We start from the raw sequence: 24,610 nt of genomic DNA, 5'->3' as shown, positions 1-24,610 counted from the left end.
CATGGCCCCCCGCATCCTGCTGGCCCGCCACGGCCAGACGGCGTGGTCCCAGCTCGGCAAGCACACCGGACGCACGGACGTGCCGATGCTGGAGGAGGGCAGGCAGGGCGCGAAGCTGCTCGGGGAGCGGCTGGCCCGGGACCCGTGGCGGGGTCTGCCGGGCGTGGAGGTCCGCACCAGCCCGCTCGTGCGGGCGAGCGAGAGCTGCGACCTGGCGGGCTTCGGCGCCCGGGCCGAGCCGTGGGACGCGCTGATGGAATGGGACTACGGCGACTACGAGGGCATGACCCCGGCGGAGATCCAGGCCGTCCGGCCGGGCTGGCTGATCTGGCGCGACGGTGTCCCGGGCGGCGAGTCCGTGGCGGACGTCGCGGCCCGCGCGGACGAGGTGATCGCCTGGGCCCGCTCGGCGGAGCGCGACGTCCTGGTCTTCGCGCACGGGCACATCCTGCGGACGCTGGCCGCGCGCTGGCTGGGCTTCGACGCGTCCTTCGGCGCCCGTATCCGGCTGGAGCCGACGTCCCTCTCGGTGCTGGGGTGGGCCTACGGGTCGGCGGCGCTGGAACGCTGGAACGACACGGGTCACTTGGACGCGTAGCCCCTGCCCCTGCCCTGCGGGCGGCTCGGCGGTGTGTGTCGTGTGCCGGGCCCTGCCTCTGCCCTGCGGGCGGCTCGGCGGTGGGATTCGTGTCCCGGGCCCTGCCCGGACCCGCGCCTCAATCGCCGGCGGGGCTTGATGTGTGCGGGCTGTCCCTGCCTGGGGTGGTCGCCTCAATCGCCGGCGGGGCTGAAATGGCCGGCGGGGCTTGATGTGCGTGGGCTGTCGAAGCACCGGGGTGGGGTGGTGGCACGTAGGAGGGTCCCCGCAGGACGAGGCGCGACCACGGCCGTCTGGCCGGGACGCCCCGCGCGCGCCGAGCCGAGGAGATCCTCGTGCGGGGCACCACCCCACCCCACACCACCCAGCCCCGCCGGCGTTTGAGGCGCCCACCCCGGCGGGGACCGCCCGAACCTAACACCGCCGAGCCACCCCGCAGGGGCACGGCCCGAGCCGCACACCGCCGAGCCACCCCGCAGGGGGACGGGCCGAGCCGCACACCGCCGAGCACCCCGCAGGGGCACGGCCCGAGCCTCACACCGCCGAGCACCCCGCAGGGGCCCCGCCGGGGGTACTCACACCGCCGAGCGCCCCGCAGGGGCATGGCGGGTCAGGAAGGTTTCCACCCGGGGGGAGCGCTGGTGGGGGACGAGGGCGGCGGCCGTTTCCGCGAGCATCGAGCGGACCCGCGTCGACTGGACCTCCGTGAGGAGGTCCAGCACCCGGCCCCCCGCCCACGCGGCCTCGTCCGGGGCGCCCGCGCGGGCCAGGTCGCCGGCCAGCTCGGCGGTGTAGAGGGCCACGTTCCGGGCGAAGTGCGGGTCCTGGAGGTCGGCGGCGCGGCGGGCGTGCCGGGCCGCGCGGGCGTGCTCGCCGAGGGTCGACCAGCAGCGTGCCTCCAGGGACTCCAGCTCCGCCTGCCCGAAGAAGGACATCCACTCGGGGTCGGCTTCCGACTCGCCCCGGGCGAACTCCGTGTGCGCCCGGGCCAGTGCCTCCTCGCAGGCCTTGCGGTCGGCCAGCCCCGCCCAGCCGCCGGCCTCGCGCAGCGCGAGCAGGGACAGCAGTCGCGGGGAGCCGAGGGAGCGGGCGGCGCGCAGGCCCGCCTGGGCGGCCCGTACCGCTTCGCGGGAGCGGCCGCAGTCCCGGGCCAGGAAGGCCATGTTGCTGAAGGCGTGCGCCTCCAGGCCCGGGTCCCGCGCGACCCGGGCCGTCGCGAGGGCCTCCGCGTAGTGCGAGCGGGCGTCGTCGAAGCGGCCCGAGTCGTGGGCCAGCCAGCCGACGGAGACGGCCAGTTCACCGGCGCCGGAGTGCAGCCGGTCCTCGGTGGACTGCCGGGTGGCTCCCGCGTCGAGCAACGCGTAGGCGGTGCGCAGGGGTTCGGCGGCCCTGCGGTACAGGGCGTCGGCGCCGTGCCGGTCGTCCAGCAGACGGATCTGGCGTACCGCGTCCTCGACGGCGGCGGCCTCGGTCTCGCCGGCCCGGGAGGGGAGCCTGCGGGTGTCGCCGAGCAGGGTGAGGCTGAGCGTCGCGGCCGCCACGGTAGCGGAGCCGCCCGCCATGAACGCGCGACGCAGCACGTCGCTCTCCTTGGAGCTGGAAGGGGATCGGGGATCGCGGTGGGCCGAGCGGCCGCGGACGCTCTCGCGGGGGGAGAAGCCCAGGTCGGCCAGGGTGCGGCCGGGGAACATGTGGAGGAAGACCCGCTCGTAGGCGTAGTTGGGGCAGCGGATCTCGCCGGACTCGACCCGGCCGATGTAGCGCGCGTCGCAGGAAACCGTTTCTCCGATTTCCTTCGCGGCCCGGCGTACCAGGGCCGCGAACTCGGCGGGGGAGTGCTGCCCGCGCAGCCGCCGGAACGTGGAGTTGGGTGAGTGGGGGGACGCCGCCATGGACGTGACCTCTCTGGCAGGAACGCAGCGCCGGTGCTGTGACTAGGGGGTCCGGCGCGCATGAACGTACCGCCAACGAGGGGGTGTTCATGCGATGTTTGGCTACAAAACGGATATCTCACCCGCGATCCGCCATGAACTGCCATCCTTTGCGGCGTCTTGCTACCGCACCCGTTGACGTTCCCGTGCGTTGAACCCATGCGGATACGGATCGAGGAGGGGTTCCCTTGGTGGAGGGCGGCATGGAGAGCACTGGAACGAATTCCCCGGCTCCGGACCTGGACCTGGACCTGGTGACCGTTCCCACGCGGCAGGGGCTGGAGGCGGTGGACATCATCCGCCGCGCCGCCAGCCAGGCCGGCGGGGTCGGGCCCGTCCTGCACGACGGATCCGGCGACACCCTCGGCTTCCTCGTGCCGTCCGGGACGGCCGACGCGTGGGACCTGCCGGGCAGTGCGTGTACGCAGACCAACGGCCGCGGGATGCGGTTCGGCGACGACGTCGTCTCGCCCGCCGCGGGGGCCACGGGATGGCTGCTCCCGCCGGAGGCCGTGGGGCCGGTCACCGATCCGGACGTGCTGCGGGCGGCGCTCGGTGAGGCGGCCCGGCTGATCGAGGCCGCGGACAACTGCCGCTGACGTCCGCGGGCCGGGTCCCGTGCCGCCGCCCGTCACAATGGGGTGGTGGCAGGCAAGGACAGGAACAAGGACAGGCAGCGCGGACGCGGCGGCGCCGAGGCGGTCGTCGGGCAGGTGGACGGCGGCCGGGCGGAGCTGGAGCCGGACCGGGAGCGGGCCGGAGCCTGGACCCTGCTGATCGACGGGGCCCCGCAGTCGCATGTGGACCTGGGCGATCCCGGTTACCTGGACTTCGCGTACCAGCGGCGGATCGGCCACCTGATCGACCTCGTCGCGCCCGCCCGGCAGCCCCTGAACGTGGTGCACCTGGGCGGCGGCGCCTTCACCCTCGCCCGCTACACCGCGGCCTCCCGCCCCCGCTCCACCCAGCAGGTCGTGGAGATCGACGCCGCCCTGGTGGCCTTCGTACGGGAACACCTGCCGCTGGATCCGCAGGCGCGGGTCCGGGTCCGGGCGGTGGACGCGCGGGCGGGCCTGGCCAAGGTTCCGGACGGCTGGGCGGACCTGGTGATCGCGGACGTGTTCAGCGGGGCCCGTACCCCGGCGCACCTGACGAGCGCCGAGTTCCTGGACGACGTACGCCGTGCCCTCGCGCCGGACGGCTGGTACGTGGCCAATCTGGCGGACGGCCCGCCGCTGACCCATCTGCGGGGGCAGATCGCGACGGCCGCGTCCCGGTTCGCGGAGCTGGCGCTGGCCGCCGATCCGGTGGTGTGGCGGGGGAAACGGTTCGGCAACGCCGTCCTGGTGGCGGCCGACCGCGAGCTGCCCGTCGCGGAGTTCACCCGCCGGGTCGCGAGCGACCCGCACCCCGGCCGGGTCGAGCACGGCCGGGCCCTGGTCGGCTTCGCGGGCGGCGCGGCGCCGGTGGCGGACGCCTCGGCGGTGGCCTCACCGCAGCCGCCGCCCTCGGTCTTCCGCTGACGGGCCGGGACGGGCGGGACGGGCGGTGCGGGCCCGGCTCCGGACGCGGCCGGGGTGCTCGTACGGAAGTGCGCGGAAGACTCCCCGGACGGGCATGTTCCGCGTAGCCTGTGGGCCACTTGGAAGGGCTCATTCCGATACGCGTTCAGAAACGGCACAGCCATGTCTGAAACTCCCGGCAGTCCGCCCCCGGGCACCCCGAGCACCCCCGGCACCACCACCTCCGACTACACCAGGCGCCTCGCCCGACTGGAGGTGTCCGGCCTCAAACGGTTCCTGCCCACCCAGGCGCCCTACCGCTGGAACCTGCGCAGGCTGCACCTGGGCCGGGTCCTCGACGTCGGCTGCGGGCTGGGACGCAACCTCCTCAACTGCGGACCCGGCAGCGTCGGGGTCGACCACAACCCGCACTCGGTACGGACCTGCCGCGAGCGCGGCCTGAACGCCTACACCCCCGACGAACTGGCAACCGCCCCGGACTGCGGCCCCGGATCCTTCGACAGCCTGCTGATCGCGCACGTGCTGGAGCACGTCGACGAGGAGACCGCGGGCGCACTGCTGGACCTCTACCTTCCGCTGGTCAAGCCGGGCGGCGCGGTCGTCATGATCACCCCGCAGGAGGTCGGCTACCGTTCCGACGCCACCCACATCCGCTGGGTCGGCTTCGAGGAGCTGCGCGCCCACGCCGGCCGGGCCGGGATCGCCGTCAGGCGGACGTACTCGTTCCCCTTCCCCCGACCGGTGGGCAAGGTCTTCCCGTACAACGAGTTCGTCCTGGTCGGCACGGTTGCGGCCCAGTAGGGCGTCTCTTCAATCCCAGCCGCTCAGGGGTCGACGATCTCCACCATCGGCGGGTGGTCGTGCCAGGTGCAGAAGACCGACACCTCACGGCCGTCCTTGGTGAAGGTGACCCGGATCCAGAAGTCCTGCTTCCACACCTGCATCCGCCAGCCGGCCGCCGGGGTGGCCGAGACCAGCTCCGCGCTGGACGCGCCCAGGGAGAAGACGACCCGGCCACCGGACACGGGATAGGCCTGCACCTTGCCCGCGTCCTGGCCCTCCGCCCGCCGGTACGCGCCGGAGGCGGCCGACGGCTCCGGGGACTTCCCCGCAGAGCCCCCGGCAGCCGTCGGCGACGCCTCCGGGGCGGGCGACCCGGAGGGCGACGGGGACGCGGACCCGGAGGAGGAGGGGGTGGAGGAAGGCGACGGGGACGCCTGAGCGCTGTGCGTCGACGAGGACAGCGGATGGCCGGTCAGCGGCACCGCGAGCGGCCGGTCGTAGGCCGTGCCCGACATGACGGCGTGCACGCCCCACCACGACAGCGTCACGGCCGCGCCGGTCGCCAGCATCCAGGCCATGGCATGAAGAAGTCCTCGTCGCATCAGGGCACATACTGCACCACCCGCCACAACCGTGGCCCGACACCCCGCCGAGTCGCCCGGATGGACTACGGTGCGGCCCATGGCAAGTGTGCTCGTGGTCGAGGACGACCAGTTCGTACGTTCCGCCCTCATCCGGCACCTGACCGAGGCCTCGCACACCGTGCGCAGCGTCGGCACGGCCCTGGAGGCCCTGCGCGAGGTCGCGCACCACCGCTTCGACGTGGTCATCCTCGACCTCGGACTGCCCGACCTGGACGGCTCCGAGGCCCTCAAGATGCTGCGCGGCATCACCGACGTACCTGTGATCATCGCCACCGCGCGCGACGACGAGGCGGAGATCGTCCGGCTGCTCAACGACGGCGCCGACGACTACCTGACCAAACCCTTCTCGGTGGAGCACCTCTCCGCCCGGATGTCCGCCGTCCTGCGCCGCGCCCGGGCCGCCGCCGGGGCCGAACCGCCCTCGCGCGTCCTGCGCGTCGGCGGGCTCGCCATCGACCCGCTGCGCCGCCAGGCCGAGCTGGACGGGGCCGTACTGGACCTCACCCGCCGGGAGTTCGACCTGCTCGCCTTCCTCGCCGGCCGGCCCGGGGTGGTCGTGGCCCGGCGCGAACTGCTCGCCGAGGTCTGGCAGCAGTCGTACGGGGACGACCAGACCATCGACGTCCACCTGTCCTGGCTGCGCCGCAAACTCGGCGAGACCGCCGCCCGCCCGCGCTACCTGCACACGCTGCGGGGAGTCGGGGTCAAGCTGGAGCCGCCCCGGTGAGCGCGCGATGAGATGGGCGCTCGTCAAGGTGTGCCTCGCGGTCACGGCCATGGTGGTCGTGGCCTTCGCCGTCCCCCTCGGCCTCGTCGTCCAGGAGATGGCCAGCGACCGCGCCTTCTCCAACGCCGAGCGGCAGGCCGCCAGCATCGGGCCGACCCTGTCCATCACCACCGACCCCGTGCAGCTGCGGAAGGCGGTGGAGTCCACCCAGATGGGCGCCGCCCGGCGGATGGCCGTCCACGTACCCGCCATCGGCGACAGCCCGCCGGTGGACATCGGGCAGGGCCGGGCCGGGGAACGCGCCGTCGCGGAGACCCGGCGGATGGGGCGGGCCACGACCGCCAAGGTGTCCGGCGGCGGCTCGGCGCTGCTCCAGCCCACCGCGCTGGGTTCCGGGGACATCGCCGTGGTGGAGATCTTCGTACCGGAGAGCGAGGTCAGCAACGGCGTCGCGACGGCCTGGCTCGTGCTCGCGGGTGTGGGGCTGGCCCTGATCGTCGGCTCCGTCGGGGTCGCCGACCGGCTCGGCGCCCGGCTGGTCCGGCCCGCCGAACGGCTCGCGGACGCGGCGCACCAGCTCGGCGAGGGCAGGCTCGGCGCCCGGGTGCCCGAAGACGGGCCGAAGGAACTCCGCTCGGCGGCCGCCGCCTTCAACGCCATGGCGGACCAGGTCGTCGAACTCCTCGCCAACGAACGCGAACTGGCCGCCGACCTCTCGCACCGGCTGCGGACCCCGCTGACGGTGCTGCGGCTCAACACGGCCTCCCTCGGCGACGGTCCGGCCGCCGAACAGACCCGGGCCGCCGTGGAGCAGCTGGAGCGCGAGGTCGACACGATCATCCGTACCGCCCGGGAGCAGCGCCCGGCCACCGGCCCCGGAGCCGGGGCGGGCGCGGGCTGCGACGCCTCCGAGGTGATCCGCGACCGGATGGCCTTCTGGTCGGCGCTCGCGGAGGACGAGGGCCGCGAGGTACGGCTCGCGGGCGTGGACCGCACGGTACGGATCCCGGTGGCGCGGCCCGAACTCGCCGCCGCCCTCGACGCCATGCTCGGCAACGTCTTCCGGCACACCCCCGAGGGCACCCCCTTCGCGGTGGACGTCCACGACGCCGGCGACGCCGTCATCGTGCTGGTCTCGGACGCGGGTCCCGGCATCTCCGACCCGGACGCGGCCCTGCGCCGCGGCAACGACGGCGGCCGCGACGGCTCGACCGGCCTCGGCCTGGACATCGTGCGGCGGGTCGCGGAGTCGACCGGCGGCGACGTACGGCTGGGGCGCTCGGTGCTCGGCGGGACCGAGGTCCGGGTCTGGATCGGCCTGGACGGCCGGAGCCTGGGTGGCCCCGGCGCGGGGCGGGCGGGGCGCGGCCGACGCGGCAACCGACGTAACCGGGGGCGCGCCTCGCAGGAGTGATGTCGCGGTCTCGGTACGGTCCGCGGCATGGACACCCTGATCTTCGGCGGGCTCCTCGCCACGCTGATCGCCCTGTACCGGGGCGCGTCCCGGACGGTCGTGCTCGGCGCGTGGTGGGCGGTGCTGATCGCCGTCACCCTGCTGACCGTGCACCACCTCACCAGCGGCGTCGCCCTGAATCTGAGCTACTGACCGTGGCCGCGACGATGCACACCCTCGTGCCGGACGCCCCGCCGGAGAGCGGCCTGCTGGGCCGGGCCCAGTACTGGTTCGCCTGCACCTTCGCCCTCGGCTGGACGGGGGTCGTCTGCGCCGGGCTCTACGACCAGCTCGGACCGGGCGGACAGGCGTGCCCGCTGTGCGTGGCGCAGCGGATGTTCATGCTGCTGGCGGCCCTGGGCGCGGCGTACATCATCCGCTCGGCGCTGATCAGCGGCGTCGTCACGGCGCGCGTCTACATGACGGGCTGGGGGATGTCCCTGGTCGCGGCGATCGGTGGCTCCTTCACGTCCTGGCGGCAGACCACGCTGCAGGTTCTGCCGGGGGCCAAGGGGTACGGGAGCGAGGTGCTCGGCCTGCACCTGTACCACTGGGCGTGGATCCTCTTCCAGCTCTCGGTGGTCGCCATCGGCGTCGCCCTGGCCTTCGCCCACACGACGGCCGACCGCGCCGTCCCGGCGGTCCGTCCGGGGGCGCTGCGCACGGCGGGCATGTGCGCGCTGTGGTTCCTGGGCCTGGTCATCGGCGTGAGCATGCTCGTGGTCTTCCTGGAGGAGGGCTTCCACTGGTTCCTCCCGGGCCATCCGAAGCAGTACCGGTTCTTCTACGATGTCGGGATCATGGGCTGACCCGGCCCGGGCGGCCCGGCTTCCGTTCGACGAATGGATCTCCGCAATGCGCTACGCAGTCCTCGGCACCGGGATCGTCGGCCGTACCGTGGCCGCCCGGCTCGACGGCCTCGGCCACCAGGTGGTCATCGGCACCCGGGATCCGGAAGCCACCGCCGGCCGCGACGAGTACGCGCAGTGGCACCAGACCCACCCCGGGATCGCACTGGCCCCCTTCGCGGAGGCGGCGCGGGACGGCGAGATCCTGGTCAACGCCACGGGCGGGCGGTCCGGCATCGCCGCGCTGACGGAGGCGGACGCCGCCCACCTCGACGGCAAGGTCCTCGTCGACATCGCGAACCCGCTGGACTTCTCGGCGGGGTTCCCGCCGGTCCTGGACCCGGTCAACGACGACAGCCTCGGGGAGCTGATCCAGCGGACCTTCCCGCGGCTGCGGGTGGTCAAGACGCTGAACACGATGAACTGCCAGATCATGGTGGACCCGGCGCGGGTCCCCGGCGAGCACCACGTCTTCCTCTCGGGCGAGGACGCGGAGGCCAAGAAGTCCGTGCGCGAACTGCTGTACGCCTTCGGGTGGCCGGAAGCGAGCGTCCTGGACCTCGGGGGCATCGAGACGGCCCGGGGGACCGAGATGCTGCTCCCCGTCTGGCTCCGCCTGATGGGCGCGCTCGGCCACGCGGACTTCAACTTCCACGTCCAGGGCGCCTGACGGGAGCGCAGGCCGGGAGCGCAGTCCGGGAGCGCCGGGCGGGTCCGGGCCCGGATGGGGCCGGGCCCGGACGGGGGCGCATATGTTGCCGCGCCGTTGGGCCGCCCGGAGGGTGGGCGTGACGGAAGGAGCCACGCATGAGAGTCATGCTCCGGGCGCACATGGACACGGCCGCCACCAACGAGGGCATCAAGACGGGGGCCATGCCCCAGGCGATCAAGACCCTCATGGACCGGGTGAAGCCGGAGGCGGCCTACTTCGGCCTGCACGAGGGCGTGCGCTCCTGCTGGATCGTCTTCGACCTGCAGGACAGCGCGCAGATGCCGCCGCTGATGGAGGACCTGTTCCTGCAGTTCAACGCCGAGGTCGAGGTCGCTCCGGTGATGAACGCCGAGGACCTGGCGAGGGGCCTGGCGGCGATGGGGACCTGACCGGTCGGGCCGCCGGTCCGGACGCCGGTCCTCGGCGGTCCTCGGCGGTCACCCAGGCCTTCCGGCAGGAGGCGCCTGGAGCAGCTCGTCCTCGAAGGTGTGGAAGCTACCCTTCCGGGCCAGGCAGGCGTACCAGTGGGCGCTGGAGCGGGGGGTGCGGGCCTGGGTCTCGTAGTCGACGTGCACGATGCCGAAGCGCTTGCTGTACCCGTAGGCCCACTCGAAGTTGTCCATCAGCGACCAGAGGAAGTAGCCCCCCACCGGGGCGCCGTCCGCCAGGGCGCGGTGGACGGACGCGAGGTGGGCCTCCAGGTAGCCGATGCGCCGGGGGTCGTGCAGGTCGGGGGCGTACGCCGCGCCGTTCTCGGTGACCAGCAGCGGCAGTCCGGGTGCCTCCCGGGTGAAGCGCATCAGCAGGTCGTACAGGCCGGTGGGGTCGATCGACCATCCCATGTCGGTCCGCTCGCCCGGCGGCTGGTGGAAGGCGACCGACTCCGCCGCGGGCCAGGGGGAGTGCTCCGCGGCCCCGTGCCCGTCGGCGCGCGGGCCGTTCCCGTCGGGGGCGGCCGAAACCACCGCCGGGGTGTAGTAGTTCACCCCGAGGAAGTCCAGCGGCTGGTGGATCAGCGCCTCGTCGCCCTGGCGCACGAAGGACCAGTCGGTCACCGCGGCGGTGTCCGCGAGGAGGTCCTGCGGGTACGCGCCGTGCAGCAGCGGGCCGGTGAAGACCCGGTTGGCCAGGGCGTCGATCCGGCGGGCCGCGTCCCGGTCGGCCGCCGAGCCGGTCAGCGGCCGTACCGCGCTGGGGTTGAGCGCGATGCCGGTCCCGGCCCGGGCCGGAAGGGCGGCCGCGGCCAGCCCGTGGGCCAGGTTGAGGTGGTGGGCGGCGCGCAGCGAGTCGGCGGGGGAGGTGCGGCCCGGGGCGTGGACCCCCGAGGCGTAGCCGAGGAAGGCGCTGCACCAGGGCTCGTTGAGGGTGGTCCAGAGGTCCACCCGGTCGGCGAGCGCCGCCGCGACCTGCTCGGCGTACCGGGCGAAGGCGTAGGCCGTCTCCCGTTCGGGCCAGCCGCCCGCGCTCTCCAGCTCCTGCGGCAGGTCCCAGTGGTACAGGGTCACGCAGGGCCGGATACCGTACGAGAGCAGCTCGTCGACCAGCGCGTCGTAGAAGCCGATCCCGCCGGCGAGGACCCGCGGCCAGGACACCGAGAACCGGTAGGCGCCGAGCCCGAGCGAGGCCATCAGCCGGACGTCCTCCCGCCACAGCCGGTGGTGGTCGACGGCCACGTCGCCCGTGTCACCGCCGTGCACCTTGCCCGGCGTACGGCAGAAGGTGTCCCAGATGGACGGTCCGCGCAGGGCCGCCGCACCCTCGATCTGGAAGGCAGCCGTGGCCGTCCCCCACAGGAACCCGTCGGGGAAGCGCAGTTCCCGGCCGCCGGAGTCCGTGCTCACGGCCGGGGTCGTGGTCGTGGTCGTGGCCGTGGCCGTGGTGGTGCTCACGTCCGTGGTCTTGTCCGTCGGGAGTTGGGTCATCCCTTCACCGCTCCTTGCATGATGCCGCCGACGATCTGCCGGCCGAAGACGAGGAACACCAGCAGCAGCGGGAGCGTGCCCAGCAGCGCGCCCGCCATGATCACCGACTGGTCGGGGATGTAGCCCCGGCCCAGCCCGGTCAGGGCCACCTGCACCGTCGGGCTGCCGTTCTGGGTCAGCGCGACGATCGGCCAGAAGAAGTCGTTCCAGGCCATGACGAAGGTCAGCATCCCGAGCACCGCCATGGCGGGCCGGGCGGCCGGGAACACCACGTGCCACAGGACCCGCAGCGAACTCGCCCCGTCCGTGCGGGCCGCCTCCACCAGCTCCATCGGCAGCGCGTGCACCAGGTACTGGCGCATGAAGAACACCCCGAAGGCGCCCACCAGGGTCGGCAGGATCACCGCCTGGAGCCGGTCGGTCCACGACAGCTTCGCGATCAGCATGTAGAGCGGAACCACGCTCAGCTGGGGCGGGATCAGCATCGTCCCGATCACCAGGGCCAGCAGCGGCCGGCTGCCGCGGAAGCGGAGCTTGGCGAAGGCGAAACCGGCGAGCGTGGAGAAGAACACGGTGCCCGCGGCGACCGTGCCCGCCACGATCACCGTGTTCAGCAGGGCCGTCCCCATGTGGGCGTCGGTCCAGGCGACCTGGAGGTTGCGTCCCAGGTTCCCGCCGAACCAGAACGGCGGCGGGGTCTGGGCCAGCCGCGTGTTGCTCCGGGACGCCGCGATCGCCGTCCACACGAGCGGGAAGAGCGAGCCGGCCGTGAACAGGGCGAGCACCACGTACGTGAGCCGGCCCGCGCGCAGTGACCTCATCGGGAGTCCTTCCGTCCGCGCAGCAGCCGCGCCGCCCCGGCGACGAGCAGCAGGATCAGGAACATGGCCCACGCGATCGCCGAGGCCCGGCCGAGGTGCAGGTTCACCCAGCCCTGCTCGTACAGGTACAGCCCGAGCGTCTGGAACTGGTGGTCCGAGCCGCCCGTGGCGCCCGCCCCGCCGTTGAACAGCAGCGGCTCGCCGAACAGCTGCGTCGCGCCGATCGTCGACACCACGCAGGTGAAGAAGATCGTCGGCCGCAGCGAGGGCACCGTGACGTGGAGGAACTGCTGGAAGCGCGAGGCCCCGTCCAGCGCGGCGGACTCGTACAGCTCGCCCGGTACGGCCTGCATGGCCGCCAGGTAGATCAGCGCGTTGTAGCCGGTCCACCGCCAGATCACGATGGTGGAGACCGCGAGCTGGGAGGCGAAGGTGCCGTTCTGCCAGTCGACCGCGTCGAAACCCAGCGCCGACAGCGCCCAGTTGACCATCCCGTAGTCCCGGCCGAAGAGCAGCACGAAGACGAGCGTGGCCGCGGCCACCGAGGTCGCGTACGGGGTGAGCACCGCGACCCGGAAGAACGCGGACCCCCGCAGCCGGTAGTTGAGCAGGTGGGCCAGGCCCAGCGCGATCGCGAGCTGCGGCACCGTGGACAGCAGCCCGATGGTCACCGTGTTGCGGAGCGCGTTCCAGAAGAACTCGTCGTCCCACAACCGGGTGAAGTTCCGCAGCCCCACCCACGTCATGCTGCCGGGATCGGTCAGCTCCACCTGGTGCAGCGCCGCCCAGCCCGTGTAGAGCAGCGGGAACAGCCCGAAGGCGGCGAAGAAGAGGAAGAAGGGCGCCACGAAGGCGTACGGGCTGAAGCGCAGGTCCCAGCGGTAGCGGCGCGAGCGCCACACCTGGCCGCGCCCGTCCCGTCCGCTGCGGCCGCCCCCTTCCGCCGCCGGCCGCTTCGGGCCGACGGCGGAAGGGGACAGAACAGCCGTCTCGTCCGTCACCGGCGCCTCACTGGTCCAGGGCGTTGTCGATCGCCTTCACCGCGGCCTCCCAGCCCTCCTGCGGGCTGCGGCCCTTCTGGTCGACCTGGAGCATCCCGATGTCCGCCAGGTTCTGCGCGATCACCAGATCCTTCGGGCCGACCACCGTCACCGGCACGCCCTCGGCGGCCTTCGCGAAGATCTCGCCGATCGGGGCGCCGCCGAAGTACGCGTGCTGCGCGCCCGACACCGACGGCAGCTTGTACGCGGCACTCGCGCTCGGGAAACTTCCCCGCTTCTCGAAGAGCTTCGCCTGCTGCGCCGGAGCCGTCAGCCAGGCCGCCAGCTTCGCCGCCTCCTCGGCGTGCTTGCCCGCCTTGGGGACCACCAGGAAGGAACCGCCCCAGTTGCTGGGCTTCGGCGCCTGGGCCACGTCCCACTTGTCCTTGCCCGCCGGGCCGGCCTTGTCCTGGATGTAGCCGAGCATCCACGCCGGGCAGGAGACGGTGGCGAAGTTCCCGTTGGAGAAGCCCTGGTCCCAGGCCGGGGTGAACTGCTGCAGCTTGGCGCTCAGCCCGTCCGTGGCGAACGTGGCCGCCAGGTCGAAGGCGCCGCGCACCGCCGGGTTCGTCTTGTAGACGACCTTGCCCTGGTCGTCGTAGAAGCGCTGGGCGCTGCTCCCGGTCACCGCCGCCATCACGCCGGACGCCGAGTCGACGAAGGCCTTCCCCTCGCCGGCCTTCGCCTTGTAGGTGCGGCCCGTCTCCAGGTACTTGTTCCAGTCGCCCGCCCACAGCGCCCCGACGGCCGCCCGGTCGGAGGGCAGCCCGGCGGCCTCGAAGAGGTCCTTGCGGTAGCAGATGCCCTGCGGGCCTATGTCGGTGCCGAGGCCGACGGTGGCCCCGCCCTTGGCGGCGGGCGCCGTGCCCTGGGCCCACTTCCACGGCAGGTACGCGGCCTTGTCCACGCCGGGGGCCTTGGCCAGGTCCACCAGCTTGTCGGCCTGGGTGGCGGTGATCTCGGCGATGTTGTTGACCTCGACCGCCTGGATGTCGGCCAGCCCGCTGCCCGTGCCCAGGTGGGTGAGGAGCTGGGGGTAGTAGTTCTCGTTCCGCTCGATGGAGGTCTGCTCGATGCGGATCCCGGGATTCTGCGCCATGTACGCGTCGTAGAGCCCGGCCTCCTGGAGCCCGAAGGCCCCGAAGACCCCGACGGTGAGAGTGGTCTGTGCGGCGCCGCCGGACGTGCCGGTGGCCGGGGCGCCCTGGTCGGGGCTCTCGTCGGGGTCCTGCGCGCACCCCGCGAGGAGCAGGGTCGCGGTCGTGACCGCCGCGGCGGTCGTGACGAGGGTTCTTCGGACGCGGGCTCGGGCTCGGACGCGCATGTGGCTTCCTCCCAGAAGGACGAAACGTGCCAGGTGTCGTGTGACACAGTGTGGGAGCGCTCCCACAGCCGTCAAGAGGTAGATTCACAACCGGGAGGAAGTCATGAACGGGCACGGGCGCAGTGGGGGACGACCGACCCTGGAGGAGGTCGCGGCGCGCGCCGGAGTGGGGCGCGGCACGGTCTCCCGGGTGATCAACGGATCCTCCAAGGTCAGCGAGCACACCAGGGTCGCCGTCGAGGCCGCCGTGGCCGAGCTGGGGTACGTACCGAACCGCGCCGCGCGCGCCCTCGCGGCCAACCGCACGGACGCCATAGCCCTCGTGATCCCCGAACCCGAGGCCCGTTTCTTCGCCGAGCCCTACTTCTCGGAAGTGGTCCGCGGGGTCGGCGCCGAGCTCGCCGACACCGAGGTCCAGCTCGTCCTCACCCTGGCGGGCAGCGACCGCGAGCGCCGCCGCCTCGCCCAGTACCTGTCCGGGCACCGCGTCGACGGGGTGCTGCTCGTCTCCGTCCACGCCGGGGACCCGCTGCCGGAGCTGCTGGCCGAGCTCGGCATCCCGACGGTGATCAGCGGCCGCCGCTCCGCCGCCGAGACCCTGCCCTGCGTGGACTCCGACAACCTGGCGGGCGCGGCCGAGGCCGTACGCCACCTCCTCGACCGGGGCCGCCGTACGATCGCCACGATCACCGGCCCGCTGGACGTGTACGGGGCCCAGTGCCGCCTCGACGGCTACCGGCAGGCCCTGGCCGCCGCCGGACACCCCGTCGACGAGCTGCTGATCGCGGTGGGCGACTTCACCGAGGAGGGCGGCGGGCGGGCCATGCGCGCCCTGCTGGAGCGCCGCCCCGGGCTCGACGCAGTCTTCGCCGCCTCGGACGTGATGGCGGCCGGCGCCCGGCGGGAGCTGCGCGCGGCCGGCCGCCGGATCCCCGGTGACGTGGCCCTGGTCGGCTTCGACGACTCGGTGGTGGCCCGGCACATGGATCCGCCGCTGACCAGCGTCCGGCAGCCGATCGAGGAGATGGGCCGGACCATGACGCGGATGCTGCTGGGCAGGATCGCGGGGGAGACGGGCGAGGCGGCCGCCGTGCTGCCGAACCGGCTGGTGGTCCGGGCGTCCTCGTAGGAACGCAGAAGGCCCCGATCGCCTTGGCGATCGGGGCCTTCCCGCAGGGTGAGTGACGGGACTTGAACCCGCGGCCACCTGGACCACAACCAGGTGCTCTACCAACTGAGCTACACCCACCATGTCCGGTCGGAAAACCGACCGGCCGAAGAAAAGGGTACAGGGTCCGGGAGGGTGCTCGCTCCCCCCTTTCCCGCGCCCCTCCCCGGGAGGTACTACGCGCCCGGCGCGACGTGCTTGGCGGCGATGCTGCGGGCCGTGTCCGAGTCGGGCCCGGGCTGCGGGACGAAGACCGCCTCCCGGTAGTAGCGCAGCTCGGTGATGGAGTCCTTGATGTCCGCCAGCGCCCGGTGGTTGCCGTTCTTCGGCGGGCTGTTGAAGTACGCCCGCGGGTACCAGCGGCGCGCCAGCTCCTTGACCGAGGACACGTCCACGATCCGGTAGTGCAGGTAGCTCTCCAGCGCGGCCATGTCGCGCAGCAGGAAGCCGCGGTCGGTGCCGACCGAGTTTCCGCAGAGCGGCGCCTTGCGGGGTTCCTTCACGTGCTCCCGCACGTAGGCCAGGACCTGCGCCTCGGCGTCCGCGAGGGTGGTCCCGCCGGCCAGCTCGTCGAGCAGGCCGGAGGCGGTGTGCATCTCGCGCACCACGTCGGGCATGGTCTCCAGCGCGGCGTCCGGCGGGCGGATCACGATGTCCACGCCTTCGCCGAGCACGTTGAGCTCCGAGTCGGTGACCAGTGCGGCCACCTCGATAAGTGCGTCGTCCGTCAACGAGAGCCCGGTCATCTCGCAGTCGATCCACACCATGCGATCGTTCATGTGTCCCACCTTATGTGGTCCCCCGGGGCGCGGACCGCATATGCGGAAGGTCCTCCACCGGCGGTGGCCGGTGGAGGACCCTCGTGCGTCGTACTCAGCCCGTGGTCAGGCGTGTTCCCGCAGGACCCGGCCCGGGGCGTACAGCTCCGTCACCGTGGGACCCGACGCGGCCAGGGCCGCCGCCGCCCGGTGGGGCTGCGGAGTGCGCTGGTGCGGAACCGGGCCCGCGTTGATCTCGGCCACCTGTGCCACGTCGGCCTGCGGCCGGCGCGCCCGGTAGGCGGAGCGGTAGGCCGCCGGGGAGGACCCCAGCTGCCGCCGGAAGTGACCCCGCAGGGCGACCGGCGAGCGGAACCCGCAGCGTCCGGCGACCTCGTCGACCGAGTAGTCGGAGGTCTCCAGCAGCCGCTGTGCCTGGAGCACCCGCTGGGTGATCAGCCACTGGAGCGGCGCGCTGCCGGTGAGCGAGCGGAACCGCCGGTCGAAGGTGCGCCTGCTCATGTAGGCGCGGGCCGCCAGCGTCTCCACGTCGAACTGCTCGTGGAGGTGTTCCAGTGCCCAGGCGACGACCTCGGCCAGCGGGTCGGCGCCGATCTCCTCCGGCAGCGACCGGTCGAGATAGCGTTCCTGGCCGCCGGTGCGGCGCGGCGGCACGACGAGCCTGCGGGCCAGGGCCCCGGCCGCCTCGCTGCCGTGGTCGGTGCGCACGATGTGCAGGCACAGGTCGATTCCGGCCGCCGTGCCGGCGGAGGTGAGCACGTCGCCGTCGTCGACGAAGAGTTCGCGCGGATCGACATGGACGGACGGGTACCGCTTGGCCAGCGTCGGCGCGTACATCCAGTGCGTCGTCGCGGGCCGGCCGTCCAGCAGACCGGCGGCGGCGAGCACGAAGGCTCCCGTGCACAGTCCGACGATCCGGGCCCCCTCCTCGTGCGCCAGACGCAGTGCGTCGAGCGCCTCGGGCGGCGGCGGTGAAGTGATGGAGCGCCAGGCGGGAACGACGACCGTCCCTGCCCGGGCGATCGCCTCCAGCCCGTACGGCGCTGTCAGTTCGAGTCCGCCGGTGGTCCTGAGCGGACCGTCCTCACCGGCGCACACGAGCAATCGGTAGCGTGGAACTCCCGCGTCCTGCCGGTCAATGCCGAACACGGAAAGTGGAATGGAGCTCTCGAAGATCGGTCCGCCGCTGAAGAGCAGCACCGCGACGATCTCCCTGCGGCGACGCCCCGCGAGCTTCCGGCCGGCGTCTGCTGTGACGACGGCGGTGGAATCCTGGCTCATGGCGCTAAGCCCCCCTTGGGTGTCGCGACTCCTTGGTCTGGTCGCACCTGCACGTTTCCCCTCGGCCTTGCACGTGGATCCCCCGCCGTAAATACATGATCGAATCTACTGCGTCCCGTGGTGTCGGCGTGACAAGTTCAGCACGCAGCGCTATGTCGACTTCTCAACTTGGCGAAAAGCATTCGATCAGTAAGCGTTCCACTCCGCTACCCGAACAGGAAGCGTGATCCCCGGCCATGGCCAGTACCTGTAGGGCCAGAACGCCCCCCGTGGTCCGTCGTCGCTGGTGGTGAGGGAGACGGGGGGACATTCCGGCAAGGAAGCCACCCTGCCGGGAAGTTGGCTGAAAACATGCGTGTGTGGGTGTGCGAATGAGTCAGTCCTGCGGGGAGACCGGTCCGGAGCCCCGGCAGCCGCGGCGCATCCCGGCGCCGACGCGCGAGTGCCGCCCGCGGTGGGCGGGCGGCAGGGGCTCCTCCACGGACACCCGGGCCGCGGCCCGCCGGGTCTTCTCCGAATGGCGCAGCAGGATCCGGCACGCGGCCGTGACGGCGAGCAGGCCGGCGGTCGCGACGGCGGCCCCGCCGAAGGAGGTTCCGTAGACGACGAGGACCACGGGGACGAGCATGCAGCTGAAGGCGGCCCAGCGCACGACGTCACCCGCAGGGTCGTCGTGGGGGTGTCCTGCGGGACGCACGGACGGGTGAAGTACGGGCCGGGGGGACGGGGTGAAGTGCGGGGCGGGGTCGGCGTCGTGGCGGGACCGGGCGGACTGCGTCGGCTGAGCTGGCTGGACGGGGTGAACCGGATGACCGGGCACGGCGTGCTCCCTGCGGGCTCTTACCTGGAGGTCGGACACATGTCCCAACGCCCGGCGGCGGGGCTCGGTCACTGCGCCAACGGGTGGCGATGGCCGTTCTCGTCACTGGCTGTAGGGGACAGCGGCCATTGCCAAGGCGCGCTCGCTCCGGCATGCTCCCTGGGACGCTCTCCAAGGGCGGCATGCCCTGTGCAGGACAGGAGTGTCGCCGTACCCTGGTGGGTATGGGCTTGGGAAGATGCTTCCCGGACAGAGCTCCGTCACACTGCGTCGCCGATTTCGCCCCTGTTGCTTCCTCCAAGGACCTCTTCGCCGAGACACCCATGGCCGGTCACGAATTCTCCGAACCCGCGGACCGCAAGCGCAAACGCGTCGTCGACCCCTCGTCGGCCGCCGATCTGCGCGCGGTGGAACAGACACGCGTGCACTGCGATCCGGCCTTCCGGCACGGGGTCGTTGTGGGATTCGACGGATCCACCTCCAGTGAGCGCGCGCTCGCCTATGCGATCGGCATGGCCCGACGCTCCGGATCCGGTCTGATCATCGTCCATGTCGCCAACCGGCTGCCCACCACGGTGTGGGCCGGCTGCGAGCCGCCGGTCTTCGTCGACGTGCCGGACCACCGCACCGAGGTGCTCGGGCTGGAGCTGGCCTGTGCCGACTATCTGGCCGAAGTGCCGTGGATCCTGGTCGAGCGCGGCGGTGACATCTGCCATGAGCTGGAGGAGGTCGGCCGGGAGTATTCGGCCGACGCCATCGTGGTCGGCTCCACGCACGGGATCGTCGGCCGGATCTTCGGGTCGGTCGCGGGCCGGCTGGCCAAACGCGCACAGCGGCCGGTCGTCGTCATTCCCTGACCCAGGCCGTTCCCCCGCTGCACACCGGGGTCGCATAGCGCCTTCCGGTGTTGCTCAACGTTGTCATTCTGTGACCGCCTGTTAAGCCGCTTGTGCGGTTGTGCCCCCGTGTAAAGGGTAGATAAATGCTGCTGGGACGCAGCAAACAACTGCAGATCGAAGGGAGCCCGCCGTGGACAATGGTGTCTCTGCGGGAAGCACGGCCTCGACTTCGACCCTGGGGAACATCGCCCTGGGTCTCACCCTTCTCGCGTTCGGTATCGGCCACACCGGTGTCATCGACGGCGTGTCCGCTGCCAGCTCCGTGTCGCTCGCGATGTACGTCGGCGGCGCGGCCCTGTTCCTCCTCGGGCTCCTGGAGTACCGCGGCGGCGACGGGTTCAACGGCACCGCGTTCGCGGGCCTCGGCATCTTCTGGTTCACGTGGGCCAAGGGCGCGGGCGGTTCGGTCTCCGACGAAGCCGCCGGAACGTTTCTCGTCCTGTTCGCGATGCTCGCGCTGACGCTCACGGTCGCCGCCGCGAGCGGTCTGTTCAGCCAGGGCGTCTACGCCCTGCTGACCCTGTCGCTGCTCCTGCTCGCGATAGGCGCGTTCGTGGACAACGGCACGCTCGCCAAGGCGGGCGGCTGGGTCGCCGCCGTCTCCGGACTGCTGGCCTGGTACGGAGCCACCGCGGCGCTGGCGCACTGGCCGATGGCCTTCGGCAAGGCCCGCAGCGGCGGAGCGGTCGCCGCGAGCTGAGCGGCCGGGGCGTCGCGGCCCCGCAGTGGAGAACCCCCGTGCGCATCGCGCACGGGGGTTCCTCGTCGTGGGGACGACGACTACTCGACGGTGACCGACTTCGCCAGGTTGCGCGGCTTGTCGATGTCCCGGCCCATGGCCAGGGCCGTGTGGTACGCCAGCAGCTGGAGCGGGATGCCCATCAGGATCGGGTCCAGCTCGTCCTCGTTCTTCGGGACCACGATGGTGTGGTCCGCCTTCTCCTGCTCGCGGTGGGCGACCGCGAGGATCCGGCCGCTTCGGGCCTTGATCTCCTCCAGCGCCGCGCGGTTCTTCTCCAGCAGGTCGTCGTCCGGGACGATCGCGACCGTGGGCAGCGAGGGCTCGATCAGCGCCAGCGGACCGTGCTTGAGCTCGGAGGCCGGGTAGGCCTCGGCGTGGATGTAGGAGATCTCCTTCAGCTTGAGGGAGGCCTCCAGCGCCACCGGGTAGCCGCGCACCCGGCCGATGAACATCATCGACTTGGCCTCGGCGAACTCGGCCGCCAGCTTCTTGATGTCCTCTTCGCCTTCGAGGATCTCCTGGATCTGCGCGGGCAGCTTGCGCAGGCCCTCGATGATCCGCTTGCCGTCGGTGACCGAGAGGTCCCGGATGCGGCCCAGGTGCACGGCGAGGAGCGCGAAGGCCACGACCGTGTTGGTGAAGCACTTGGTGGAGACGACGCAGACCTCCGGGCCGGCGTGCACGTACACGCCGCCGTCGGCCTCGCGGGCGATCGCGGAACCCACCACGTTGACCACGCCGAGGACGCGGGCGCCCTTGCGCTTGAGCTCCTGCACCGCCGCGAGCACGTCGTACGTCTCACCGGACTGGGAGACCGCGATGTAGAGGGTGTCGGGGTCCACGACCGGGTTGCGGTAGCGGAACTCGGAGGCCGGCTCGGCGTCCGCGGGGATGCGGGCCATGCCCTCGATGAGGCCGGCGCCGATGAGACCCGCGTGGTACGAGGTGCCGCAGCCCAGGATCTTGACCCGGCGGATGCCGCGCGCCTCGCGCGGGTCCAGGTTCAGGCCGCCCAGGTGCACGGTGCTGAAGCGGTCGTCGATCCGGCCGCGCAGCACGCGGTCGACCGCGTCGGGCTGCTCGGAGATCTCCTTGTGCATGTAGGTGTCGTGGCCGCCCATGTCGTACGAGGCGGCCTCCCACTCGACGGTCTCCGGGGTGGCGTTGGTCGTCGTGCCGGAGGTCGTGTAGGTGCGGAAGTCGTCGGCCTTGATGGTGGCCATCTCGCCGTCGCCGAGGGTGACGACCTGGCGGGTGTGGGCGACCAGCGCGGCGACGTCCGAGGCGACGAACATCTCCTTCTCGCCGATGCCGAGCACCACGGGGGAGCCGTTGCGGGCGACGACGATGCGGTCGGGGAAGTCGGCGTGCATGACGGCGATGCCGTAGGTGCCGTCGATGACCTTGACCGCCTCGCGGACCTTCTCCTCCAGGGAGTCGGCCTCGGAGCGGGCGATCAGGTGGACGATGACCTCGGTGTCGGTCTCCGACGCGAAGACGACGCCCTCGGCCTCCAGCTTGGCGCGCAGCTCGGAGCAGTTGTCGACGATGCCGTTGTGGACGACCGCGACCTTGTTCTCGGGGTCCAGGTGCGGGTGGGAGTTGATGTCGCTCGGGGCGCCGTGGGTGGCCCAGCGGGTGTGGGCGATGCCGGTGGTGCCGGCGAAGCGCTTGGGAACGCGGGACTCCAGCTCGCGGACGCGGCCCTTGGCCTTGACCACCTTCAGGGCCGGGGCCTTCGGGGTGTTGACCACGATGCCCGCGGAGTCGTATCCGCGGTACTCCAGCCGCTGCAGGCCTTCCAGCAGCAGCGGTGCCACGTCACGCTTGCCGATGTAACCGACGATTCCACACATACGGTTCTGCCCCTCCTGAAGTTCGGTTCTGTACTCGTCCGGGGCCGCGTGCGGCGGCCGCCGGCTCAGCCGTAGACGATGCGGCGCAACTGCCGGAGCGAGAGCTCCGGCGGTGCCACGGCGCGGTGCGGCAGCTCGGCCGCGATCCGCTCGAAGATCTCCGCGTTCACCGCTCCGCCGGACTGCAGTTCCCGGTGGCGGCGGCGGACGAACTCCTCGGTCGTCTCGTCGAAGTAGGCGAGCACGTCCAGCACCACCCGGGCCGCCTCGCCGCGCTGCAGCGCGGTGCTGCGCACCAGGTGGTCGACGAGGTCGTCATGCGACGGGCGGCGATCGAGCACTCGTAGATATTGGCGGCTAACAGCGGTGAACGCAAAGATCCTGCCCGATTCCGGGCAGGATCCCTCTGGTCTGGACCAGTGGAGCGCTCGGTTCGCCCCCCTGGTGCCCTCCTTCGGATGATTTCCGTCCGTCCCGGATTCGCCCACCGGACGGGACGGCCCGCTTGGCCTATACCTGTGCGCATGAGAGTCCTGCGACGCACGCTCGGCGCCCTCCTCGCCTTCGCCGCGGCCCCGGCCCTGGTCACGGCCTGCACCTCCGCCCACGGTGACGACGCCAGACCCGGAGACGACCCGCCGGTGGCCCTCGCCCCCTTCGACCGGCTGCTGCCCGCGCCCGTCTCCGCGCGCACCGACGGCCCCGGCTACTCCTTCGGCGCGGGCACGGTCATCCGTACCGGCCGCGGCCCGGACGAGGAGGTCCGGCGGGTGGGCGAGCTCCTCGCCGAGCAGCTGCGCGGCCCCAGCGGGCTGCCGCTGCCGGTGGTCGACGGGGCGCAGGGGGACGGGATCCGGCTCAGGATCGACGAGGGGGCACAGGGGGTGGGCGACGAGGGGTACCGGCTGGAGTCGGACCCGACCGGGATCACCCTCACCGCGCGGACGCCGGCCGGGCTCTTCCACGCGGGGCAGACGCTGCGCCAGCTCGTGCCGGTGGCGGGGCCCGGCACGGTGCCGGGCGGGACGGTCACCGACCGGCCGCGGTTCGCGTACCGGGGGGCCATGGTCGACATCGCCCGCCACCACTTCTCGGTGGACCAGGTGAAGAGGTACGTGGACCAGCTCGCCCAGTACAAGGTCAACACCCTGCACGTGCACCTGACCGACGACCAGGGATGGCGTCTGGCGATCGACTCCTGGCCGCGGCTGGCGGAGTACGGGGGCGGCAGCGAGGTCGGCGGCGGCCCGGGCGGCCACTGGACCAAGGCCGAGTACCGCGAGCTGGTGGCCTACGCGGGGCAGCGGTACGTGGACGTGGTCCCCGAGATCGACATGCCGGGGCACGTGAACGCCGCGCTCGCCTCCTATCCCGAGCTGAACTGCGACGGGAAGGCCCCGGAGCGGTACACCGGCGTCAAGGTGGGCTTCAGCTCACTGTGCGTCGCCAAGGAACGGACGTACGAGTTCGTCGACGAGGTGCTCGGCGAGCTGGCGGAGCTGACCCCGGGCCGCTACCTGCACATCGGCGGCGACGAGGCGCACGCGACGCCGGCCGCGGACTACGCGGCGTTCATGGACCGGGCGCAGGCGGTGGTGGGGCGCCACGGCAAGACGGTGGTGGCCTGGCACCAGCTGGCGTCGGCCCGTCCGGCCCGGGGAGCCGTGCTCCAGTACTGGGGCCACGACAAGACGGCGGCCGCGGACAAGGCGGCCGTGGTGGCCGCGGCGAAGGCGGGGCACCCGCTGATCCTGTCGCCGGCGGACCGGCTGTACCTGGACATGAAGTACGACCCGGCGACGAAGCAGGGCCTGGCCTGGGCGGGGTACGTCCCGGTGCAGCGCGCCTACTCCTGGGACCCGGGGGCGTACCTGGCCGGGGTCCCGGAGTCGGCGGTGCTGGGTGTGGAGGCTCCGCTGTGGACGGAGACCGTAGCGACGCGCGGCGACTGGGAGCTGATGGCCTTCCCGAGGGTGCTGGGCCTGGCCGAACTGGGCTGGTCGCCGGCGGCGGCGCTCGACTGGACCTCCTACAGTCGCCGCCTGGCGGCGCAGGCGCCCCGGCTGGACGCGCAGGGCATCGCCTTCTTCCGGGCCCCGGACGTCCCCTGGCAGTGACCGGCGGGGGACGGGGTCACGACCAGCAGGAGGTCTTGGCCCCGTCCGCCTCCGAGCCAGCCGTTATCTCGAAACCGGACCCCGTGGCGAACTCCGCGGCTGCCTCGGGACCGTAGATCTCCCTGAGGTAGCGCGCGGGCGGGAAGGACAGGGTGAACATCTTGGCCCGCCCGTCCTCGCCCTTGGTGAAGCACACGTCCCCCAGGTCCCGACCGGGCACCGGGTCGGGAACGAACCGCCAGCCGTCGGCCTCCGCCGCCTTGCGGTAGTGGTCGAGGGCCTCCTGGCGGGTGCCGGGGTAGACGTAGGTGCGCCCGGCGGACAGCCAGGCGTCGCCGCTGTCGTCCGCGCACTCGGAGAAGGAGCCGTCGAAGCTGCGGGGGGCGCTCGCGCCGGGCGGCGGCGAGGAGAGCAGGGGCAGCGACTCCAGCTCCTTCATCCGGGCTCCGGTCCCCTCGCAGGTGGTGAAGGGCGACAGGAGAGAACATCCGGACAGCGCCCCGGCCACGAGCGCGGCCGACAGGAGCAGGGCGGCCGCACGGCCCGGGCGGATCTGGAACGGCATGGGGGCTCCCGGACGGACTCGGGCCGTCAACTGCGGCCGCGGGGGCGGACGCACGAA

Annotated in this window: 26 protein-coding genes and 1 tRNA gene; 14 read left to right on the top strand and 13 right to left on the bottom strand. The window is 72.5% G+C overall.

The genetic code is table 11. The annotated features are described in order from the left end of the window. The first annotated feature begins 1 nt into the window (after position 1). A complete protein-coding gene (locus tag DEJ51_RS11730) occupies positions 2-598 on the top strand; it encodes a histidine phosphatase family protein (RefSeq protein WP_150257552.1) in 597 nt (198 codons plus the stop codon). A 575-nt stretch (positions 599-1,173) separates the two neighbouring features. Here the strand turns inward: DEJ51_RS11730 and DEJ51_RS11725 are convergent. Continuing rightward, positions 1,174-2,490: a tetratricopeptide repeat protein gene (locus tag DEJ51_RS11725; protein WP_150257551.1), complete on the bottom strand. Its 1,317-nt coding sequence runs from the start codon at positions 2,488-2,490 to the stop codon at positions 1,174-1,176. A 242-nt stretch (positions 2,491-2,732) separates the two neighbouring features. On the opposite strand from DEJ51_RS11725, the gene DEJ51_RS11720 reads away from it, so the two are divergent. From DEJ51_RS11720 to DEJ51_RS11710, 3 genes are all read left to right on the top strand, one after another. Further along, positions 2,733-3,128, top strand: a complete 396-nt coding sequence (locus tag DEJ51_RS11720) for a hypothetical protein (protein WP_150257550.1) — start codon at positions 2,733-2,735, stop codon at positions 3,126-3,128. Between the two features lie 45 nt (positions 3,129-3,173). Then, positions 3,174-4,052 (top strand): spermidine synthase, encoded by an 879-nt coding sequence (locus tag DEJ51_RS11715; protein WP_150257549.1) that lies wholly within the window; start codon positions 3,174-3,176, stop codon positions 4,050-4,052. A 162-nt stretch (positions 4,053-4,214) separates the two neighbouring features. Then, entirely contained in the window at positions 4,215-4,853 is a 639-nt protein-coding gene (locus DEJ51_RS11710) for a class I SAM-dependent methyltransferase (RefSeq protein ID WP_150257548.1), read from the top strand. A 23-nt stretch (positions 4,854-4,876) separates the two neighbouring features. Here DEJ51_RS11710 and DEJ51_RS11705 read toward each other — a convergent pair whose 3' ends face one another. Next, the gene (locus tag DEJ51_RS11705) at positions 4,877-5,437 is read right to left on the bottom strand and encodes a hypothetical protein (RefSeq protein ID WP_150257547.1); all 561 of its coding nucleotides are present in this window, start codon (positions 5,435-5,437) and stop codon (positions 4,877-4,879) included. A 79-nt stretch (positions 5,438-5,516) separates the two neighbouring features. Here DEJ51_RS11705 and DEJ51_RS11700 point away from each other — a divergent pair, with 79 nt between their 5' ends. The 6 genes from DEJ51_RS11700 to DEJ51_RS11680 all read left to right on the top strand — a co-directional run bounded on the left by DEJ51_RS11700 (position 5,517) and on the right by DEJ51_RS11680 (position 9,608). Beyond that, positions 5,517-6,206, top strand: a complete 690-nt coding sequence (locus tag DEJ51_RS11700) for a response regulator transcription factor (RefSeq protein WP_030010722.1) — start codon at positions 5,517-5,519, stop codon at positions 6,204-6,206. A gap of 7 nt (positions 6,207-6,213) precedes the next feature. Beyond that, positions 6,214-7,620: a sensor histidine kinase gene (locus tag DEJ51_RS11695; RefSeq protein WP_150257546.1), complete on the top strand. Its 1,407-nt coding sequence runs from the start codon at positions 6,214-6,216 to the stop codon at positions 7,618-7,620. Positions 7,621-7,647: 27 nt separating this feature from the next. Next, positions 7,648-7,812, top strand: a complete 165-nt coding sequence (locus DEJ51_RS34475; protein WP_190620326.1) for a DUF5993 family protein — start codon at positions 7,648-7,650, stop codon at positions 7,810-7,812. 2 nt (positions 7,813-7,814) lie between these two features. Beyond that, positions 7,815-8,468, top strand: a complete 654-nt coding sequence (locus DEJ51_RS11690) for a hypothetical protein (protein ID WP_223835764.1) — start codon at positions 7,815-7,817, stop codon at positions 8,466-8,468. A 46-nt stretch (positions 8,469-8,514) separates the two neighbouring features. Continuing rightward, the gene (locus DEJ51_RS11685; RefSeq protein ID WP_150257545.1) at positions 8,515-9,177 is read left to right on the top strand and encodes an NADPH-dependent F420 reductase; all 663 of its coding nucleotides are present in this window, start codon (positions 8,515-8,517) and stop codon (positions 9,175-9,177) included. Between the two features lie 137 nt (positions 9,178-9,314). Next, positions 9,315-9,608: a hypothetical protein gene (locus DEJ51_RS11680; RefSeq protein WP_150257544.1), complete on the top strand. Its 294-nt coding sequence runs from the start codon at positions 9,315-9,317 to the stop codon at positions 9,606-9,608. 48 nt (positions 9,609-9,656) lie between these two features. Here the strand turns inward: DEJ51_RS11680 and DEJ51_RS11675 are convergent, their stop codons facing one another. From DEJ51_RS11675 to DEJ51_RS11660, 4 genes are read right to left on the bottom strand one after another with little or no spacing between them, the layout of a single operon-like run. Then, positions 9,657-11,141, bottom strand: a complete 1,485-nt coding sequence (locus tag DEJ51_RS11675) for a GH1 family beta-glucosidase (protein ID WP_150257543.1) — start codon at positions 11,139-11,141, stop codon at positions 9,657-9,659. Beyond that, positions 11,138-11,962, bottom strand: a complete 825-nt coding sequence (locus tag DEJ51_RS11670) for a carbohydrate ABC transporter permease (RefSeq protein ID WP_150257542.1) — start codon at positions 11,960-11,962, stop codon at positions 11,138-11,140. The genes DEJ51_RS11675 and DEJ51_RS11670 overlap by 4 nt, the downstream gene beginning before the upstream one ends. Then, entirely contained in the window at positions 11,959-12,963 is a 1,005-nt protein-coding gene (locus DEJ51_RS11665; protein WP_150257541.1) for a carbohydrate ABC transporter permease, read from the bottom strand. Before DEJ51_RS11665 ends, DEJ51_RS11670 begins: the two co-directional genes overlap by 4 nt. 7 nt (positions 12,964-12,970) lie before the next feature. Then, complete coding sequence (locus DEJ51_RS11660) at positions 12,971-14,326, bottom strand: extracellular solute-binding protein (protein WP_150257540.1); 1,356 nt, start codon at positions 14,324-14,326, stop codon at positions 12,971-12,973. 103 nt (positions 14,327-14,429) lie between these two features. Between DEJ51_RS11660 and DEJ51_RS11655 the strand changes: the two genes are divergently transcribed. Further along, a complete protein-coding gene (locus DEJ51_RS11655; RefSeq protein ID WP_150257539.1) occupies positions 14,430-15,455 on the top strand; it encodes a LacI family DNA-binding transcriptional regulator in 1,026 nt (341 codons plus the stop codon). Between the two features lie 47 nt (positions 15,456-15,502). Here the strand turns inward: DEJ51_RS11655 and DEJ51_RS11650 are convergent. The 4 genes from DEJ51_RS11650 to DEJ51_RS11635 form a co-directional block, all read right to left on the bottom strand. Then, positions 15,503-15,575, bottom strand: a tRNA-His gene (locus DEJ51_RS11650). A 95-nt stretch (positions 15,576-15,670) separates the two neighbouring features. Next, entirely contained in the window at positions 15,671-16,273 is a 603-nt protein-coding gene (gene orn / locus DEJ51_RS11645) for an oligoribonuclease (RefSeq protein WP_150257538.1), read from the bottom strand. 105 nt (positions 16,274-16,378) lie between these two features. Continuing rightward, complete coding sequence (locus tag DEJ51_RS11640; RefSeq protein WP_150257537.1) at positions 16,379-17,554, bottom strand: helix-turn-helix domain-containing protein; 1,176 nt, start codon at positions 17,552-17,554, stop codon at positions 16,379-16,381. A gap of 376 nt (positions 17,555-17,930) precedes the next feature. Next, on the bottom strand, positions 17,931-18,251 hold the full coding sequence (locus tag DEJ51_RS11635; protein ID WP_150257536.1) for a hypothetical protein: 321 nt from the start codon (positions 18,249-18,251) through the stop codon (positions 17,931-17,933). A gap of 446 nt (positions 18,252-18,697) precedes the next feature. Between DEJ51_RS11635 and DEJ51_RS11630 the strand changes: the two genes are divergently transcribed. Both DEJ51_RS11630 and DEJ51_RS11625 read left to right on the top strand, forming a co-directional pair. Next, complete coding sequence (locus tag DEJ51_RS11630) at positions 18,698-19,231, top strand: universal stress protein (RefSeq protein ID WP_150261838.1); 534 nt, start codon at positions 18,698-18,700, stop codon at positions 19,229-19,231. 172 nt (positions 19,232-19,403) lie between these two features. After that, positions 19,404-19,973: an acetate uptake transporter gene (locus tag DEJ51_RS11625; RefSeq protein ID WP_150257535.1), complete on the top strand. Its 570-nt coding sequence runs from the start codon at positions 19,404-19,406 to the stop codon at positions 19,971-19,973. A gap of 80 nt (positions 19,974-20,053) precedes the next feature. On the opposite strand, the gene glmS is transcribed toward DEJ51_RS11625, so the two are convergent. Continuing rightward, positions 20,054-21,871 (bottom strand): glutamine--fructose-6-phosphate transaminase (isomerizing), encoded by a 1,818-nt coding sequence (gene glmS, locus DEJ51_RS11620; protein ID WP_150257534.1) that lies wholly within the window; start codon positions 21,869-21,871, stop codon positions 20,054-20,056. Between the two features lie 65 nt (positions 21,872-21,936). Next, positions 21,937-22,212 (bottom strand): hypothetical protein, encoded by a 276-nt coding sequence (locus DEJ51_RS11615; protein WP_030008735.1) that lies wholly within the window; start codon positions 22,210-22,212, stop codon positions 21,937-21,939. A gap of 183 nt (positions 22,213-22,395) precedes the next feature. Here DEJ51_RS11615 and DEJ51_RS11610 point away from each other — a divergent pair, with 183 nt between their 5' ends. Then, on the top strand, positions 22,396-23,988 hold the full coding sequence (locus DEJ51_RS11610) for a beta-N-acetylhexosaminidase (RefSeq protein ID WP_150257533.1): 1,593 nt from the start codon (positions 22,396-22,398) through the stop codon (positions 23,986-23,988). Between the two features lie 16 nt (positions 23,989-24,004). Here DEJ51_RS11610 and DEJ51_RS11605 read toward each other — a convergent pair whose 3' ends face one another. Further along, a complete protein-coding gene (locus DEJ51_RS11605) occupies positions 24,005-24,553 on the bottom strand; it encodes a hypothetical protein (protein ID WP_150257532.1) in 549 nt (182 codons plus the stop codon). Between the last annotated feature and the right edge of the window lie 57 nt (positions 24,554-24,610).

Source organism: Streptomyces venezuelae, assembly GCF_008642275.1.
Lineage (GTDB): Bacteria > Actinomycetota > Actinomycetes > Streptomycetales > Streptomycetaceae > Streptomyces > Streptomyces venezuelae_E.
The sequence above is the reverse complement of the archived record's forward strand: the minus strand, read 5'-3'. Positions and strand labels throughout refer to the sequence as shown.